This is a genomic window from Vibrio sp. THAF64, from assembly GCF_009363455.1.
GTDB classification, from domain to species: domain Bacteria; phylum Pseudomonadota; class Gammaproteobacteria; order Enterobacterales; family Vibrionaceae; genus Vibrio; species Vibrio coralliilyticus.
The window spans coordinates 107,010-126,063 of record NZ_CP045357.1 but is presented as its reverse complement, the minus strand read 5'-3'; the positions used below and the strand labels follow the sequence as shown (position 1 = coordinate 126,063).

Sequence of the window (19,054 nt, the reverse complement as noted above, 5' to 3'; positions counted from 1 at the left end):
ACGCGATGTGCGTCTTAATCTACTCGAAATGGAGGGTCCCATGCACAACGAACACAAATCGCTTCCATATTACTCGGACTGGCCGCTATTGGTGTCTGACTTTACTTCGGATCCGGTAATCGAGTCAGCGATTGAAAAAATCGTACATCAAATGACACTGGAAGAAAAAATCGGTCAGATGATTCAGCCAGAAATTCGAGAAGTGACGATTGAAGAGTTTAAGCAGTATAAGTTTGGCTCGATCCTCAATGGTGGCGGGGCATGGCCGAACAACAATAAACGGGCGTCGGCGCAAGAATGGGCAGACAAAGCCGATGAGTTTTGGCACGCCACTCAAGAGATGTTTGCCGATCGCCCTTTTACTATTCCGTTTGTTTGGGCGACGGATGCCGTTCATGGGCACAACAACGCCTTTGGTGCGACTGTCTTCCCCCACAATATAGGCTTAGGCTGCGCTCGTGACCCTGAATTAATTGGTCGGATCGGGCGTATTACTGCGTTGGAAATTGTTGCGACAGGGCTAGACTGGACATTTGCTCCCACCGTGGCGACACCACGTGATTTACGTTGGGGTCGCGTGTACGAAGGTTACTCTGAAGATCCACACATTACTTATCAATATGCGCGAGAAATGGTCAAAGGCTTGCAAGGTACGCAAAATGAATTGAAAGGCCAAGCACACGTCATTTCCAATGTTAAGCACTGGGTCGGAGACGGTGGTACGGCAACTGGAGTGGATCGGGGGGTAAATAACTACAGCGAAGATCTACTACGTAACATTCATGCTGCAGGTTACTTCAGTGGTTTAGAAGCGGGGACGCAGGTGGTGATGTCTTCGTTCAATAGTTGGGCCAACAAGGCGAACTATGACCATGACACTGAACAAGGAAACATCTACAACGATAAAGTGCATGGCAGTCAGTACTTACTTGATGATGTGCTCAAAGAAAAAATGGGTTTTGACGGTTTGGTGATCACGGATTGGCATGGTCATGCCGAGGTAAGTAAGTGCAGCGACGGGAACGCAAACTACGCGATCAACGCGGGTAATGACGTGTTGATGATTCCAGTTCGTGAGCATTGGCTAGCGGCCTATCACAACGCGCTGGAAGGGGTGAAAACGGGTGAGATCCCAATGACACGTATCGACGATGCAGTAATGCGTATTTTGCGCGTGAAAATGCGTGCAGGTCTATGGGAAAAACCCACACCGACTCAGCGCAAGTATGCGGGTCAACAATCAATCTTAGGCGCAACCTCGCACAGAGACACTGCACGCGAAGCGGTGAGAAAGTCGTTAGTGTTGTTGAAGAACAAAGCAAACCTACTTCCGCTTAACCGCTCACAGAAGGTGCTATTGACGGGTAGCGCTGCCAATGACATTCAAAAGCAATCAGGGGGTTGGAACCTGACTTGGCAAGGGGATGAAAACAGCTTAGAGGACTTTCCGGGGGCGACCACACTTAAGATGGCGCTGGAGCAAGAGCTAGGTCCAGACAAGGTGACCTACGATCCAGAGCTCAACTCAGATTATCAGGCAGGGGATGTTGCTGTTGTGGCGTTTGGTGAAGACCCTTATGCAGAAATGATGGGGGATATCAAAGCGTGGCAAAGCTTAGACTTCTCTACTTTAAAGCGTAGCTATGGTGAAGATTGTCAGCGCATTGAGCAGCTCAATTGTGCAGGCGTTAAAGTCATCAGCATTTTCTTCAGTGGCAGACCACTTTATGTCAATGAACAAATTGCTCAATCAGACGCCTTTGTCGCGGCTTTCTTGCCTGGTAGTGAAGGGGAAGGAATGGTCGACGTATTGGTGGGCGATAGCAAAGGGCAACCAAGATTCGATTTCAAAGGAAAGCTTTCTTTTAGTTGGCCAAACAAAAAACTTAGCGCGACGGTGAATGTGGTTCCTGAACACATTCCTGATTATGTGGTGCCAGAGATAGAGCAGTCCCCATTTGGTGAGCACGCGCCTCTGTTTGAGTACGGCTATGGTTTGAATTACAGCACTCAAACGCAGAGCAGAGATCTGGACAACCTTGATTTCGATACCGTCAGCGAAAAGGAAACGACTGAGGCAACCCATGCGCAGCATCTGTTTGGCATTCAAGCTTGTGTTGGTGATTATCAGTTAAAAATTGCGGATAGTGGTCATTGGATGGGATTAGATGTATCGCGCAACAATACGATGTCGCTCAGCCATATTCACAGTCAGCCCTATAACTATCAGCAGCAGCAAGATGCCGTTAAGATTGCCACTGATTCGTCGGGTGGAGTGGTTTATATTCAACCAGCGAATGGTCTGGCTGAAGATTTGTCTCATTTTGAGGCTAATGGTGCCGTGAGCTTTGAAATTAAACCAGTGCAGAGCTCTACTGCTAGTATTTATTTTGGCTTGCAAAAAGCTGTAGGCGAAACGCTTAGACCTCATGGGCCGTGTGTTGATCTAACCCAAGCATTCAATGCCTCTGTGGGTGAATTTACTAGGGTTACGGTTCCGTGTTCTGCTTTAGTTACCGACGGGCGTGACTTAAACTGCATTGATACGCCATTTTTACTCGCGATAGAAGGGGAAATAGATGTTGTGATTGCCAATATTTGCTGGGATATCTTGCAATAATTGTATGACTATAAGCGGCATGGAATCAGTTTTGAGTACCTTTTCCGACTCGGCTCACCTTACTCTCTATTTAAAAGGCAGATCAGAGAAACGCCGAGACAGTATAGGAAAAATAAAGGCTAGATACCTATTCAAGACCTTTGGTGATATTGATTACCCAGTACTCTTTTATTTGTCGTTTTTCAAAACTAAGCGTCACCCTACAAAGGTTATGAGTACATAGCTCCAAAGGAAAGGGTTGGAGTTATGCGGTAGGGAAAGAGTTAACAATAACCTTTCAGGCTTCGGAGAACTTCTAGTATAAAATCGATCGACCACCACTAAAAAGCGATGGTCGATTGGCAAGGAAATCGACAGAGTTCATCAGCGACACGCGAATTTGGCGGTGTATAAATGAGTTCAGGAACGTCAAAAATGGGTGTCTTAATCTACAGTCTACACATATAGCTTAAACGTAAGCTTCATCACTAAGAGCAGATTGCCTAATACTTATTCCAGCTGGGGTATGCCATTCCATTTATTTAAGCTGCGTGTTTCCTTGCGACATAAGCTTATAATTATTGAATACGTTCCATATTTTTCTTTCATTAATTAACAATTAAAAAATCATTAGAATAAAAAAGTAACCCGCCTATTTATTTCTATTCTTTATTGTATTTTTGTTGTCGTATCTCTGTATACAAAAGAGACTTATACTGACGATATCGACTAAAGCACTGATTAATCAGTGTATTTCGATAAGGATATGGAGTTTTATTCCAATCCAACATGTGAGAAAACGTTTCTGTTGAAATGTTCGGAATAGTCACAAATCTGTAGCTCGAATAAAATCAGGGCTTTACATCCATTCCAATCAAAGTCAAATGTAGACTTATTAATAACGAGCACAATAGGCTAAGTCGCTCTTGTTATTAATTTAATTGTCAACAATATAATTATATTTTAATCATATTTCGTAAAACTGACCAAAAATAATGGATAATACATGTTTATAAGAAAACTGATTGCAACATCAATTCTTGCTTCTGCCTCTCTATCGGCTGCGTATGCTGGTGATATTGACGTTTATTTTAACCACCCAGTCAATGCGCCAGCGCAACAAGCGAACCTGGAAACAAAAATCATTGACTTCATTAATAGCGCTCAGACATCGGTTGATCTCGCTGTCTATGATCTCGATCTTCCGGGTATTGCAAACGTCCTAGTGGCGAAAAAAGCTCAGGGTTTAACGGTACGCTTTATTACCGATGAAGACAATATCGCTGGGGAAAATGAGGAAGCCATTAATATCTTAAATGCAGGCAATGTTCCTTGGATCGATGATACTGAAAACGGAAGTGCAGGCTCTAAAATCCAGCACAATAAATTTATTGTTGTCGATAATGCAAGAGTCTTGGTTGCGTCAGCTAACTTCACCCAGAGTGGTATCCACGGCGATCTGGATGGAGAAGGGAACCTGATCAGTGACGGTAACGCTAACCACCTAGTTACTGTTGAATCCTCACAGCTCGCGAATATTTACACCACCCAATTTCTGCAAATGTGGGGGGATGGGCCTGGAGGTGCAAAAGACTCTCTGTTCGGCTTGGGCAAAGTAGACCACCAAATTGAGACCGCTTACACCGACAACGAGAACATTCGACTGGATGTGCAATTCACGCCGCAGTCACCCAGCCTGTACACCGGTTCAACTCTGGAAAACTTGGAAAATTATGTTACTGCGGCCAACACGCGTATTCATACTGCCCAGTTTGTCTTCAGTGCTCAGGATGTTGCGGATAAAATGAAACTCCGCCATGACGCTGGTGTTGAAGTTCAAGGGGTGGGGGACCCGAGCTTCTTCAGCCGCTACTACAGCGAGTTTATGGATATGGCCAACACCCCTAAGCTAAACCCGAATGGCGCCTATGAAACCGACAGCTATACCGGCGCGCCTGACAACCCTTGGAGTAACCCAGCTGACGTCCGGATTGCGAACCTGAACGGTGGTGACAAGTTCCACCACAAATACTGGATTATTGACGATCTTGTCATCACCGGCTCACACAACGTATCCGGCTCTGCAGCCTTTGGTAACGATGAGAATGTTCTGGTCATCCACAGCGCAGAGGTGGCTGCCCAGTTTGAAGGTGAATTCAGCCGCCGCTACTGCGAAGCGGGGGGATCTGAAAACTGCGGCTCGGAGTCTTTGCCTGAAGGTGGTACATGGGAAGGCGTGAGCTTCACCGGTGACGAAGTCGCAACCGTGCTGGACATCGTCAACCAGGCAACACTTTCGGAGCTGGATGTTGAAGCAGCGATGAATGCCACGGCAGCCAACAACATCATCGCGGCGAGAACTATCGCGGATATGGATCAGCTCGCCGCCGTTCCTTACGTGGGTGCTGCTGCCATGCAGGATCTGAAGGACTACATTCCGACCTGGGAAGCAAAGTAACCAGTAAGCGTAATGCAGGACGACAAGAACTGAGGATGAACGTCACTTTTTACATCAACTTTCCGCTGAGCCGAGCGCTCACCTGAGCGGAATGTCCCCTGTCTTATCTCGATAGTAAATGGAGAGGTGGAGTCCTTATGGCCTCTTCCTCTCACCTAACGGCGCGAGTGATATGTTATACTGAGTAACCACCGATTTAATAGATGTCAGACAAGTATTAGAAAAAGTCGTCCCAAATGATGACCAGTAGGCATGCAGCTTAGTCAGCATATTAAGTTCAACAGTCCAATACTGTTACAGCACGTCTGCTCCGGATGTGACCTGGACATCACATCACCAGTGTATTCACGACTAGATGTAACACGTCTTTGGACAGAAGTGAGTTGGTGCTAGGGCAACGACCAGCCCTTCAAATAACTTTTAGTATTGCAAAACTTAATCAGGCAAGGCTCACAACAGTGCCTGAAGAAGATACCGTTAGAAAATTTAAACAAATAAGGTAACATCATCTTATTTTCTGAGTACCCTTAATAGAGCACGATATATAGAATAACCTGCTGAGGAGAACTAAGTTGAGGTATAACAAACTTACGTGATATTGAACTTGGCCCAAAGCGTTATTACGTATAGTTTCAGTTCCTCAGACGCGAGCACAGTCAACTGAACAGTACAATGCAAGTCCTCATCATCACCTGAAATTAGAATCCATTCCTCATCTTTTATTGACTCGATTCTGCGGCCTAGTAGCTCTGTAAGGGAGTTAGAGGAGTTAGTAATGTGTACAACCGCACCATACTGACCAAAATCAATATCCTTCAGGTTATCATGACGAATGTCCACGGAAAAATTATAGCTGTCGAACAGCCTAGCGAAACCTTCAGTACTTGTACTTGTTTTACAAATTAGAAGAACGTTGTTCAGCAATTTGTTATTGCAACTGTGATTGGTCATGCCCCTCCCTCCCGAGGATGAAATAGTAGTGGCTTAGATGCATATGTAAACTAACCACGCGTTGCCCTAGTTTATTGGGTTAATTGACGAAAAGGACTTGCCTCGAAGCTTATTCAAGACGAAATAGAGACACGTTTGATGCTGTTCCTTGCAGTTGTTTTTCTTGGGAGTTTAATGACCAGAAGACCGTTTTTCATCGTTGCTGAGATTGCATCTTGATCTACATCTTCAGGTAGAGACAAGGTACGTTGAAATGCACCCATACTACGTTCAACGCAGTAATACTGTTTACCTTTAGACTCTTTATCCTGCTTCATTTTCCCTTTCACAATTAATGTATTCGGACTCAATTCAATTTGAATATCGTTTTCTGAAAGTCCAGGGAGCTCAACTGAAATTTTATATTCATTCTCGCTGACGGATACATCAAGTTTTGATCGATTTGCAAAGAGCAATCTATCGCTCAGCGGGTTACTGATGAGCAATGAGCTGGCGCGGGACAAGTGTGAAGAACTTGGCATCCTTAGTGACTGCCATATGTCATCAAACATACGGCCCATTTCTTCGTGTAGTTGGAGAGGCGATCTTTGCTGTGGTGATACTAAAGTAGTGCCACTAGTACGAGCTTCAGAAAATGCTTCATTCTGAAATAGCGGGATTTGGTTACTTGAATCTTCTTTATGTTTAAACCAATTCCATGGATTTAGTTTCTCAATGTTCATAAAATACTCTCCCAATTTAGGCAACATTCATAACCAATAATACAGAGGGTGCGCTATACACCCTCTAATTAGTTATTTTTTATTAACTTTACGGTCATCATTACCTTCAGATTTATGCTCTAGAATATTACCACCTTGATTAATGGCGATAGATTTAGGCTTCATTTCTTCAGGAATTTCTTTAACCAAAGTTATAGTTAATAAACCATGGGAGAGATCTGCGTCGGTAACTTCAACATAATCTGCTAAGTTAAATTTACGCTCAAATGTACGGTTGGCTATACCTTGATAGAGATATTTGCTTTCCGGTTCAGAGCTCTTATTGCCGCGCACAGTCAGTACGCCTTTCTCAACTTGAATATCAAGTTCTTCTTGCACAAAGCCAGCTACAGCCAATGTAATGGCGTAACGGTTCTCGCTAAGAACTTCTATGTTGTATGGGGGGTAACCGCCAACAGTTGTTTCACTCGTTAACGCATGGTCTAGCAGTGATGCTAAGCGGTCAAATCCTACACTATTTCGATATAGTGGAGTAAGGTCGATTGAGTTCATAATATATCCTCCATAAGAAGCAATACAAAATAAAAACAATAGATATAAAAGTTTCTATCTAGACAACTTTTACAATGACTTTATAGTATTTTATAAATCCTTTTTCAAGCTGTAATTTATAAAAACTCCTTATAACTGGCATGATTTAAAGATCATTTAACAATAAAAATCTTTGAGTTTATATTATCTATACCTAATAATTAAGCGGACTTCCTTGCCCGCTTAGTTTCTTTACTAAATATGATCCATTGGTTGTTTATCTTTTACTTGTTCGGAAATCATAGCTTCAGTTGTAATCATTAATCCAGCTATAGACGCCGCATATTGAAGTGCCGAGCGCGTAACTTTTGTCGGATCAAGAATACCCATTTCAAACATGTCACCGTATTCTCCTGTAGCCGCGTTAAAGCCGTGGTTCACATCACCTGCTTTGACATTGTTCGCGACGACAGATGCTTCATCACCCGCATTGGTGGCAATTTGACGAAGTGGTTCCTCCATCGCCCGTAACGCTACTCTAATACCGACATTTTGGTCTTCGTTGTCTCCAGCAAGGTCAACCAACTCTTTGCTGATCTTAGCAAGAGCGACGCCTCCCCCGGCAACGATACCTTCTTCCACGGCAGCTCTTGTTGCGTGCAATGCATCATCGACACGATCTTTCTTCTCCTTCATTTCGACTTCTGTCGCAGCACCAATTTTAATCACTGCAACACCTCCTGAGAGTTTCGCTATTCGCTGTTGAAGCTTTTCTTTGTCGTATTGAGAAGTGGATGATGCGATTTGATTTTCTATCGATTTAACTCGGTCTTTGATAACCTGTTCATTCGCTACACCACCGACAATTGTGGTGGTATCTTTTGTTATCGTGACTTTCTTTGCGCTACCCAATTGCTCTAGCGTAGTCTTTTCAAGCTCATGCCCTAGGTCTTCGCAAATCAGAGTACCACCGGTTAGGACTGCAATATCTTCCATCATTGCTTTGCGATTATCACCAAACCCTGGGGCTTTGACCGCAGCAGTTCGGACAATACCACGCATATTGTTGACGACGAGTGTTGCTAAAGCTTCACCTTCAATATCTTCGGCCAAAATAAGCAGCGATCTGGACTGTTTGGCGACTTCTTCTAGTACAGGCAGTAACTCACGAATATTGCTTACCTTTTTATCCACCAAAAGCACATAAGGATTATCCAGTTCTACAGAGCCACTCTCCTGATTAGTGATGAAGTACGGAGAAAGATACCCGCGATCAAACTGCATACCCTCAACCACCGCAAGCTCATTGTCTAAGCCCTGACCTTCTTCAACCGTAATGACACCATTGCGACCAACCTTGTCCATCGCTTCCGCTATAATGTCACCAATCGATCTGTCGCTGTTTGCTGAAATGCTGCCAACTTGAGTAATCGATTCTTTGTCACTGCAAGGCTGAGATATCTCACGAAGTTTCTCTACAGCAGCTTCCGTTGCTTTATCTATACCTCGCTTTAAATCCATTGGATTCATGCCCGACGCGACGGCCTTTAATCCCTCATTGATCAAAGATTGCGCCAACACCGTTGCGGTTGTTGTTCCATCACCAGCTTCATCATTCGCTTTCGATGCGACTTGCTTTACCATTTGTGCGCCCATGTTCTCGAATTTATCTTCAAGCTCGATTTCTTTCGCGACAGAGACCCCATCTTTTGTGATGGTTGGAGCTCCAAATGACTTATCTAGTACAACATTTCGACCTTTAGGACCTAAAGTAACCTTAACGGCGTCAGCCAGCAGGTTTACCCCATTAAGCATCTTTTGACGCGATTCATCAGCAAATATAACTTCTTTTGCAGTCATGATTATCTCCTCAAAAAATAATGAAAACTCAATTACTCAACGATTGCTAACACATCAGATTCGGAGAGAATAAGGTACTCTGAACCATCGATTTTTTCTGTTTTGACACCATAGCCGTCATTAAAAATGACAATGTCATCGACTTTAACGTCCATAGAAACCCGATCTCCATTTTCCAGTCGTTGACCTAGACCAACAGCGACGACTTTCGCTCGATTTGATTTTTGTACTGACTGAGACGTAAGGACAATTCCTCCTTCAGATAGGGATTCTGCTTCGAGTCTTTCGACTATCAGCCGATCATTTAAAGGACGAATATTCATGAGGTTAGCCTCCTACAATTGTTAAACATAAAAGACATAATGGTGATGGGTAGAGCTATGTAGTACTCTCCCGATTAGGAAAATAGGGACAACGAAAAGTGAGTTCAAGGGACAAAAAGAAAATTTTATATTCGATTTTAAACAAAAATAGACACCTTAATATTCCTTATTGCTATATGCTATTTTATAGCAAGTTGTCTAGCTAGACAGCTTACAATCAATGCATTGCTTTGGTGCAAAGTTGATGATTGTCGCCCATGAACGAGCATGCCTTTCTTCTCGTAAGGTATTAGAAAAAGTTCGGGAATTCCTGACTGGATTTATCGGCCCCAAATTAAGCTAGCAAACTTTGGGGCAAATATGTGTTGGTTATGAGTTCAAAGAGATTTGAATCAGGTAGCCAAGCTAGGGCCAAAAATGAGCGAAGGCTCAAAAGAATCGCAGGGTGGGCGCGTTGACTCTGGGGTGGCGGCTGGTTAGCCTAGTAAAGCACTGACAAAATTCAGTGCCGGGATTGACACCCCGTTTTTGCTACAGGTGCATAGCCATCAGCGGTCTCATGCTGCATGCTATGTGGTGTTTCGGCGCATCTGTAAGTCGAGAACGCTTTAATCGAGCGTTACGGACAGTCATTACGGTGAGCTGGGCAGGGCAGCTTCCGGGCTGGCCGATACCTGTGGGTCGGTAGTGTCAACCTTGTTCAGTTCACCACCCTTTATTCGGGGTTGAGGCCTCTGGGTGGTGTGGGTTCTTCCACTGGGAGGTTGCTATGCCCCATGCGCTACTCGAACACCTTGACCAAGTCTGTCATCAAGCCTTGCAACACACATCCACTCAGCCGCGCCAACTGCGCGACATCTCCAACGCCTTTGATACCCTTAAGCACCAAGAAAACACGCCATGCCCTTGGCTAGAAACCGCCGTGGAGTATGGGGTGTTGTCCCGTTGGTTACAAAGGGATCTGCCGAGCGCCCCGACGAAGCGTCCCCCGGTTCGTGTGGGATTGCTCCACGGTTTGTCGCGCCAGGCCTACCAGTTGTGCCTGAGTCGTGATATCGACCGGCGCATCATTCAGCTTCGTCGCCGCAGCGGTGAGAAGGTCGAGCTGGTGGCGGTTGGGCAGGCAGGGGAAAGGGCCGATCCGCTCAGTCAGACTCTGGTGCACATTGCCACGCGAGGCGAGAAGTGGTTTTCATTGTCGAATCATGAACGTCAACAGCTTATTGAGGCGTTAAAGCGAAGCGGGTGAGCAATCACCGAGTTCGCCCCAAGGCTTGATTAAAATTGCCGGTGAGGCGACCCAAATGTTGGGCTTATAAGAGAAGTAGTACCAGTGTTCCCAACCAGCCCCATGTCCCTACAGTATTTGCCCACATAAAAAGTCGGAACTTAGTGGATTGATTTCTTGCTCGATGATGTATGAAAGGATACTTGATGCAGTAACCTATAAAACGACTGCCGATAGAGTATGACATTTGATAATCAGGGCGCATGAAGCCATTCTTGTCATAGTATTTGCCTAAGTCTTTAGCAAGATACTTATCAATAGTAATTATATACTTAAAGTCACCAAGTGAGACCGTTGCCAATACTATCGCAGCTGGTAGCGACCAAATTATTATGTATAACGAGATAAGACCTATGACAATAGTTTGTACTTCATCGAGGGTAGTGATCAAAATAGCTGCTCCAATGCGTCCTCTGACAATTCTTTGAGGTCCATAGTTTTTTCATACAATACATCACCAACGGCTTTACCTGCTGTCGCACCCGCGACACCTCCAGCAAAGCCCCCAGTTACATATCCCCCAATAGCAGCAATAGCTAGCACTGGCGCAGAGGCAGTCACTCCTAAAAGTATCGCGACACCACTTACTGCGGCAACAGCTCCGGTAGCCAGCACACTACCACCGATTGTTCCTCCACCTAGACTTCCTAAAAATCCTGAGGTCTCACGTGTTACGGTTTTACCACAATTGCCAGAGCTATCAACCTGACAGGCATCATAAATATTGTTCAAACCACTTGTCGCACCAACCATCACGCCAATGTAACCAATACCTCTGGCTGCCGACATACCCATAGATATATTGGCGATGCGTTTTCCAAGATTTGGTACAACTCCAGACTTCAGTATCTCATCAGCATTATGCACTACCGATTTGGTCGAGAGTTTTAAGTTTCTCTTTACTTGCACATATGCAGGTATTTGAACATTGCTTTTAGACAACATTGCAAATGATCCATCTAGTTTTTTAAACAAAGCAGCTCTTTCAGACACAAATGATCCGTAGTTAATACCGCCCGTTCGGCTTGCCATCGCTACTTGTGCGGTATAAAGATCATTTATCTCAAAGAGAACACCTTGAATGTTTTTAAGATTTTGCTCCACCAAAGCACTCGTTGCTCCAACACCTGCGGATACTTGAGCATAATAATCTGAAGGTAATCCATCAGCTTTAACACGTTCCTCAAGTTTATAAGCCAGCAAATCAAAGTGATGATTTAAGGCAGCAACTTCATTAGAAAGCAACTTTCCTAACTCGACACTTGCGGCTTTTGCTTCTTCCTTAAGAGCTTCTAGTTGCTTTATTTGGTCTTCTGTTTTGGGCTCAACCGTTGGAAGTACAACAATTTCGCCTTGATTCACATAAGAATTTAAGTGTTTGTTGTGCTTTTTTAATAACCTGACGGTTTTTTTAGGCGTCTCTGGTGTTAGTAAGTCGCCCCACATCAAATCGATAGCACCTGATTCTTTTACCTGGTACCAACCCAACATAAATTCTATTTCTGAACTCTCTTCTTTAGTTAGTGGCGTTTCCTCAGCGGGTTCTGCTGTGGTTCCTGATGAATTGTCTGTCGAAGCGGTAGAGTTAGGTGTGGATGATGGGGGAGGAGAGGTCATTTGGTTGTTCAATGAATCTGCAACCTCTGACTCTGTTTGTTGATTTAGGGTAGATCCCGTTTTTTAGTATTGACAGGGTTACGCATCATTTTCTTGTCTAAGTTATTTTGCGCATCGAACATGTCTACTGCATTGTCATATGAGGTAGTTTTATTATCTAACCAGTACGCAGAGCTTTTGGGAGGGAAAGGGAAGTCTTTAGCCATGTCATGTTATCCATATAAAGATGGCATCATATCGATAATTGATGTACTTGTTTATTTTTGTACGAAAATTTAACCAAAATACCTATAAAAAACATCATATTGCCAGGTTAATTGCTGGCGAACTGTAAACTGAAAGACTGTTTTGGGTGAAATCAACAACTATACAGAACAGAAAGTTGGCTCGGTCTGGTTATACGTTAAATCTTACAAATAGCTCAAAGAAGGGGTCATGAACGTCCATCATCTTAAGCCTTTGAACGCTTTAAAGGGCGTATTTCATTATGGTCTGGTGGGCAGGGATCTCTAAAGCAGGGAAGTATATTATTAGAACCGCTTTGCCCAAGTATGTTAACTTTATACGCTACCGAGAGCTGCTTCGTTAGTTCAAGCTGAAATCAGTGACCTATCCTGGAACCTCGTTTCTTGATCACCTTTTTGTTGCTAGGCTTTGATTTGAAGCGCGCTAGGCAAATGGTTTTAAGAAACTTTTGGACAAAAATGAGTTAGAGATTGGGAACGAAAAAGCCTTCTTCGGATAAGTTGAGCTTGGGCTAAAGCTAGCATGCTAAAGTCTAAACAATCGGCAGATATTCAGTAATTATCTTTGGATGAACTGTATTGCTCTGCTGATCGACAAAGCTTCTTGAATAGTTCTTTTTCGTACGGAATCTCTAGCTTATTAAGAAATAAACCTACTGATGCTTTGCTGTCTTTGTTGGATAACAAGGATGCAAAATAGCGTTGCAATGAGTATATGACCACACCTTTCTAGTATTCAGGAAACTTCTCTGTAAGTAACTCTTCTACCTTTGGGTCAAACTCGGGGGAGAATCGCCACTACTTCAGTAGGCGACTTTTAGCCTCATTAAAATACTGACGTTCATACTCTAACGGTGATAGCCTATCATTGGAATTATGCTGTCGTTTCAAGTTGTAAAACATCGCAATGCAATTAAATACATACATTTTGCGTCGTCCCTGGTCGCATAGATTTTTTTTCGCCTAATTCGTTCACGTTTCAGGAGTTGAAAGAAACTCACTCCAATCATGGCTCGTGTATTGGCTTACTTGATCTGAATGAACCAGCACTTTGCCAACAGGTTTACGACGCCATACCGCCATTAATAAAGCATCTAATGCAAGCTCTTTGGTGATACGACTACCCATTTACCAACCAATAATTCGTCGTGAGAACAAGTCCATTACAGCGCCAAGATAGAGCCAGCCTTCATGCGCTTTCATGTACGTAATATCCGTTACCCAAGACGTGTTGAGCGCTAATGGATCGAATTGCTGTTCTAAACGATTTGGCGTAATAACGTGTTGCTCACCACTAGGATCTCTCGGTTTCCGATAGCCAACAAGCGCTCGTAGCCCTGCCCGCTGCATCAGGCGATGCTTACGATTAATACCGCATTGTTCGCCAAAATCACGCAGATCCCGATGGAGTTTGCGGTATCCATAGACACCACCAGACTCAAGCCAACATTGTTTGAGTTGGCCTGTAAGTCGCTCGTCGCTTCGACTTTGCGCAGCTCCTCCACGTGTAATACTCGCTCGGGTGAACATCAAGCTACTGACACAGATGTCGCAGAGAGTGGCTGTGATAATGCTCTTGTATAAAGGCGTATCATACTCGGGGTGGCTTGCGAAGTACGCCGCAGCTTTTTTAGCAGGCCACGTTCTTCAGTAACACGCATAAGCTCTTTTTGTAATCGTCGAATTTCTGCGGACTCAGCAGACTGCTGAAGGTGTTCCTCAGAGTCAGGACCATAGCGCTTAATCCAGGCGTAAAGACTGTGTGTGGTGGTACCTAAACGCTGAGCGACATCAGCAACAGAATGGCCGGCAATAGTGACTTATTTCACTGCTTCGATTTTGAATTGTTCGGGGTAACGTTTATGGCTCATGAACACCTCTTTTTTAGCTAGTTTACCTAGCTAAAAGGCGTCTAGGAAATCAGTGGCGACTCAGTAAAATCTCTAATGTAGTGGCTGAGTTCATTCGACTACTACAATGCTATTAATCTAGCATTATATAAATATAGACATTTAATTAATCAACGCATAATTAATTATGATAATTGTTGTTAAATTTTTATTTTATGGTCTTTGGTTTAGTGTTAATAATTTAACCTCCCTATGGTAGATAAAGAGATAAATTAATGACAGTTCAATCAATATGCTTGATTCAAATAAGTAAAGAGATCACCTTTATGATAAAGACTATGATTCCAGAGGTTGTTGTAATCTCGAAAGATAGTATTGATGGTCACTATGCTTGTGATGAGTTTTTTTGATGCCCTATTAATTGGAGAGGGAATAAAATTTAATGATTTTTCAAAATATAATGGAATAATAATTAAAGAAATAGGACCGAACTCGTCAGTCAACGAAATGTTTACTGACTATATATCAAATAAATCCGATCCAAGTCATATTATCAATCGAATCAGAGCCTATTTAGCTATGGCTAATGAGCAAAAACGAACAGATTCGACAAATAAATCCCTGTCTATTCGTCTCAACAATCTAGTCAATGAAAACATCGAAAAAAACTTTAATGTTAAATCTCTAGCCAAAGACCTCTCTACCAACGTGAATACCTTGAATATTCACCTTAATAAGGTGACAGGAATGTCGACTATGCAGTATGTACTTGCGATTAAAGCTTCTTATGCTGCAAAACTACTTTCAAGCCAAAATTTATCACTTACACGAATTGCTTACGACCTTGGCTATAGCTCACCTTCTGCATTTTCAATTGCTTTCAAACGCCATTATGGAGTTAGCCCTAGGGCATATCGCAATAAATTAAGAATTGATAAGAACACATTAACATCTGAAAAGTTTTAGTTCTCGATTTTACAGAGAATAAAGATGCACGAGCAGAATCGTGTGCAACAAGGAAGAAAGTAAGATGAACGATCGAAAAGTCAAAAATGATCATCAATCCAGTCAATTGAAATGGGGGTAGATGACATGCAAACACGAAGTTGGATGAGCGATATTGCTGACGAGCGAGACGTCAGTCTAATCAACATTCCAGGAACCCATGACTCTTGCACATATCGCGCTTCGCAGCGTGAAGGTCTAGGTTTTGTTAAGACTCAGAATATGAGTCTAGATGAACAACTAGAGAATGGTTGCCGCTTTCTAGATATTAGAGTGAGACGATACAACAACAAATTTGTAATTCATCATGGTAAGTACTATTTACATTTGAACTTTGATGATGTGGTCAAGGCATGTACAAGTTTTCTAAATAAGAATCCTTCAGAATGCATAATGATGAGCATTAAGGAGGAGTGCTCTAGCCATAATAGTAGTAAATCGGTTCAAGAAGTTTTTGAAGATTATTATTACAGAAGTCCAAGTACCTGGTTTGTCGAAAACTATATACCAAAACTAAAAGATGTAAGAGGTAAAATATTATTACTAAGAAGATTCAAGATAACTGAAGGTTCACTCCCCTTAGGGATAGATTTTAAGTTTGAAGACAATACTTCATTTAAATACACATTCAACAAGCCTTTAAAGCACGAACTAGTGTGCGAGGACTATTACACACCATGGAGTGTTAATTTAAAGAAAAAGGCTATTATTAACAATCTATCATTATCCAACCATTCTAGTAACGAGAAGATACTATTTGTCACCTTCCTTAGTGGTACTAATTTTATCAAAATGATTACTCCATTAAAGCTCGCTAGAGAAATAAATCATTGGTTTCTTCATAAGTATGGTGAAACAAAAAGTCGTATGGGAGTTGTTATGTATGACTTTGCTGCTCCTAAATATTTACAAAATATAATTCGGAAAAATTTCAACAATAAATAGAGAGGTATCACTATGAGTGCTATATCTAAAACTTTAATTGCAACGTCTATCTCATGTGCACTTGGTCTAAGTTCAGTCGCTGTGCATGCGTTAGATTTTAGTCCAAATTACTCCCCTAAATATGTACCAGGGTTTGACTATCTAAAAGTCGGATACGGTATTGACCCTGCAAATAACATCATAAAGATTGAAACAAACTATGATCGGTCTAAGTTCATCAGTAGAGGAAATCTTATTCTAGATGTAGGTAGTAGCCTTAAGAAAGAATATTCAGACTTTAATGCTGGGGCACATGTAAATGCCGAAAAACATGCCTCAGCAATTTCCGGTGGGGTGGGACTATCATATGGCTTGTTGAGTGCTCAGGCCACAGCAGCATACTCAAGTTCTAGTTCAAATGAAGGTGGTTCAGTATCCATCGATAAACAAACCGGCCTCATGGGTTATTACAAAGAATCATTGCCTTTTGACCCAGCTAAAGACATGACACAGGGAACCACTGTTCAAGAAGATACAGCTAACGCAATCTTAAATGCGATGCCTGGAGTTAGAGAGGAAATCAACGATATTCGCTCGGCTTATGGTGAAAGACGTAAAGCATTAGTGAAGAAGTTCATAAGAAATCATGGTACACACGTCATCACTTCTGTTACTAAAGGATATTACGGTCAATACAGCGCAACTTTTTCAAGAGACCTAAACAGTGGCTCTGAAAGTGAAGGGTATCAAGCCTCTATCTCAGCAAAAGGTTGGGGTGCCGCACTTCACAGTGAGGGCAGCTCTGAGTCTGGCCAAAGCTTTAGCAAAGAAGGTTGGGACTTTAAAGCGGCAACTCAAGCGTATCCAGACTGGGATAAAGTAACCAATCGTTTAGAGGGCTTAAAGTCTGAACTTTCGAGTGAAATAAACAGCTCCAACGATTTTTACAACCTTTCTGAAGCGGCAAACAGTGCAGCAATTAAAACATCGCTAACCAATATGCCTGCTGTGCCAACAGACAAAATTACACCAGATGCTGAATTTGTCAGTCAGTATAAAGAACAGAAAACTACACGACTCACTGCTGAAAAAACAATTGATGAAATGTTAGTTAGAGTAGCAAGCATCGAAAGAAGCCTAGAAAACTCAAGTGAGCAATCTGGTAATCAGAAAGTCAAAAATGACCTGGCCTATATGGATGAAAACCTCAAGAAGTTTGAACCAGGAGAACAATTTTCAGAGGTTACTTTAGACAATAAGTACGAGATTAAACTTTCCACTGTTAAGCGTTCAAATACATACCTGCATTCGAAGCTTGACTCTGATGATGTCACTTCGGAAGGACTCGCTGAAGTCTCTGGTTTAGGAGAATCAGAGCGAAATGAAGTAGTGGATAACCAAGAAGAGTTTGTTTTTGAGTCTTGGTTAAAAGAACAGCTGAAGGATGAAGATAGTGAGTCTTTCTCTGATTTAAGCCAAGAGGAATTATCAAACTATAGAAATGCCTGGTTAGGTCAAGATGAACATGATTTTGACTTCGTCTCTGCTAATAGTGCTCCATCTAATATAAAACTGAACAGTACCCAATTACCTTTGCTAGCGTCTAGCGAAGATGAAACACCGCAAATGGTTGTACTTGATTTCAATACTGTACCTTGGGCTTTGATATTTCCCGAGTTAGGGGGTATCGGAATCGATAACTATCAGAATATGGCCTTCAATAACATCCTCATTCAAATTAACGATTATTTGAATATGCTTGAGTATCTTTCTCTTTGTATTACCTACGATGGTTTATTGAGTAGCACAGGCAAGCTATCAGTTGAAAGTGCAATGAATAAACTAAACACTCTGGTTGATGATTTAGTAAAAGTTCAAGAGGGCAAAGGTACAACTTACGCTATCAAGTTTGATGAAAAAGACTTTGTTTTTCCCGAACCTATTGCATTTATTGACCTATCTAAAGCGTTAGAGGCCTATATGCTTCGTTTTGAAAAGGAATCGAACGAAAATATTGATAAATGGGTCCCTTTATACCATGAGTTAAAAGACAAAGGTCTTCTGCTTCCAACTGGAAACGTGCTCTATAGTCAGGCTACTGGTCAAACTACAAAACACAAAGACCAAGATTTTGTTTTTTATGATTATCAAGAAAAAAATCGTCCCTCACTAATCGGTGTGCAAGGTCAAAACCAAGAAATTGGTACGATTATAAGCAAAGTTGCCAACCCAGATCCTAAGTACCCAGTCAATACGATTCTTCCGGTTATTACCTCAAAAACAAAGGTAGTGAAACATGAGAATGAAAGATTTCTTGAAGGCTTGAGCTTTAATCAGTTCTATGGCGACAAACAATCGATACGACAAATAACGCAAGCGCCAATCGGGGCAGAAAATTGTCGACTAGCTCTTGAGTCCAAAAACGTTGGAGAACTTGTTAACTGTTCCTTCATTCCTTACTTCTACAAGAGCAGTGAAGCCGGCTCTACGTACTCGCGGATCTCTGATGACCAATATGGTCGACCTTACGGTGACCTGGTATTGGCTCCCACAGATGATGCTTTGATAGACAAAATCAATAGTACAAAACCTTACAAGTCAGTTCAGCTTCCCCTTTACTACGGAGGCAGTAATTATGTCTCCACGATCAGTGCTTCTCTACAAAGAACATTCAAATAGGA

Annotated in this window: 12 protein-coding genes and 1 pseudogene; 6 read left to right on the top strand and 7 right to left on the bottom strand. The window is 42.5% G+C overall.

From position 1 onward, the window contains the following. Nucleotides 1-40 precede the first annotated feature (40 nt). Together FIU99_RS25410 and FIU99_RS25405 are read left to right on the top strand one after the other, a co-directional pair. Nucleotides 41-2,620, top strand: a complete 2,580-nt coding sequence (locus FIU99_RS25410) for a glycoside hydrolase family 3 protein (RefSeq protein WP_253899479.1) — start codon at nucleotides 41-43, stop codon at nucleotides 2,618-2,620. Between the two features lie 985 nt (nucleotides 2,621-3,605). Continuing rightward, entirely contained in the window at nucleotides 3,606-5,057 is a 1,452-nt protein-coding gene (locus FIU99_RS25405) for a phospholipase D-like domain-containing protein (RefSeq protein WP_152472689.1), read from the top strand. A gap of 588 nt (nucleotides 5,058-5,645) precedes the next feature. On the opposite strand, the gene FIU99_RS25400 is transcribed toward FIU99_RS25405, so the two are convergent. The 5 genes from FIU99_RS25400 to FIU99_RS25380 all read right to left on the bottom strand — a co-directional run bounded on the left by FIU99_RS25400 (nucleotide 5,646) and on the right by FIU99_RS25380 (nucleotide 9,444). Next, nucleotides 5,646-6,008 carry a hypothetical protein gene (locus FIU99_RS25400; protein ID WP_152472688.1) on the bottom strand — a complete coding sequence of 121 codons (363 nt, stop codon included), beginning with the start codon at nucleotides 6,006-6,008 and terminating at the stop codon, nucleotides 5,646-5,648. A 113-nt stretch (nucleotides 6,009-6,121) separates the two neighbouring features. Beyond that, nucleotides 6,122-6,730 (bottom strand): Hsp20/alpha crystallin family protein, encoded by a 609-nt coding sequence (locus FIU99_RS25395; RefSeq protein WP_172974096.1) that lies wholly within the window; start codon nucleotides 6,728-6,730, stop codon nucleotides 6,122-6,124. Nucleotides 6,731-6,802: 72 nt separating this feature from the next. Continuing rightward, nucleotides 6,803-7,282, bottom strand: coding sequence for an Hsp20 family protein (locus FIU99_RS25390; RefSeq protein ID WP_172400947.1), 480 nt, complete (start codon nucleotides 7,280-7,282; stop codon nucleotides 6,803-6,805). Between the two features lie 234 nt (nucleotides 7,283-7,516). After that, nucleotides 7,517-9,121, bottom strand: coding sequence for a chaperonin GroEL (gene groL, locus FIU99_RS25385; RefSeq protein WP_152472686.1), 1,605 nt, complete (start codon nucleotides 9,119-9,121; stop codon nucleotides 7,517-7,519). 32 nt (nucleotides 9,122-9,153) lie between these two features. Then, nucleotides 9,154-9,444: a co-chaperone GroES gene (locus FIU99_RS25380; RefSeq protein ID WP_049537218.1), complete on the bottom strand. Its 291-nt coding sequence runs from the start codon at nucleotides 9,442-9,444 to the stop codon at nucleotides 9,154-9,156. Between the two features lie 769 nt (nucleotides 9,445-10,213). Between FIU99_RS25380 and FIU99_RS25375 the strand changes: the two genes are divergently transcribed. Further along, nucleotides 10,214-10,693, top strand: coding sequence for a hypothetical protein (locus FIU99_RS25375; protein WP_152472685.1), 480 nt, complete (start codon nucleotides 10,214-10,216; stop codon nucleotides 10,691-10,693). Nucleotides 10,694-11,119: 426 nt separating this feature from the next. Here FIU99_RS25375 and FIU99_RS27445 read toward each other — a convergent pair whose 3' ends face one another. Then, a complete protein-coding gene (locus tag FIU99_RS27445) occupies nucleotides 11,120-12,349 on the bottom strand; it encodes a hypothetical protein (RefSeq protein WP_253899478.1) in 1,230 nt (409 codons plus the stop codon). Between the two features lie 1,043 nt (nucleotides 12,350-13,392). Then, a pseudogene (locus tag FIU99_RS25355) lies at nucleotides 13,393-14,408 on the bottom strand (IS3 family transposase). Nucleotides 14,409-14,822: 414 nt separating this feature from the next. Between FIU99_RS25355 and FIU99_RS25350 the strand changes: the two are divergent. From FIU99_RS25350 to FIU99_RS25340, 3 genes are all read left to right on the top strand, one after another. Further along, nucleotides 14,823-15,410: an AraC family transcriptional regulator gene (locus FIU99_RS25350; protein ID WP_152472684.1), complete on the top strand. Its 588-nt coding sequence runs from the start codon at nucleotides 14,823-14,825 to the stop codon at nucleotides 15,408-15,410. Nucleotides 15,411-15,536: 126 nt separating this feature from the next. Further along, entirely contained in the window at nucleotides 15,537-16,394 is an 858-nt protein-coding gene (locus tag FIU99_RS25345) for a phosphatidylinositol-specific phospholipase C (RefSeq protein WP_172974095.1), read from the top strand. Between the two features lie 12 nt (nucleotides 16,395-16,406). Continuing rightward, nucleotides 16,407-19,052: a hypothetical protein gene (locus FIU99_RS25340; RefSeq protein ID WP_152472682.1), complete on the top strand. Its 2,646-nt coding sequence runs from the start codon at nucleotides 16,407-16,409 to the stop codon at nucleotides 19,050-19,052. Nucleotides 19,053-19,054: the final 2 nt, after the last annotated feature.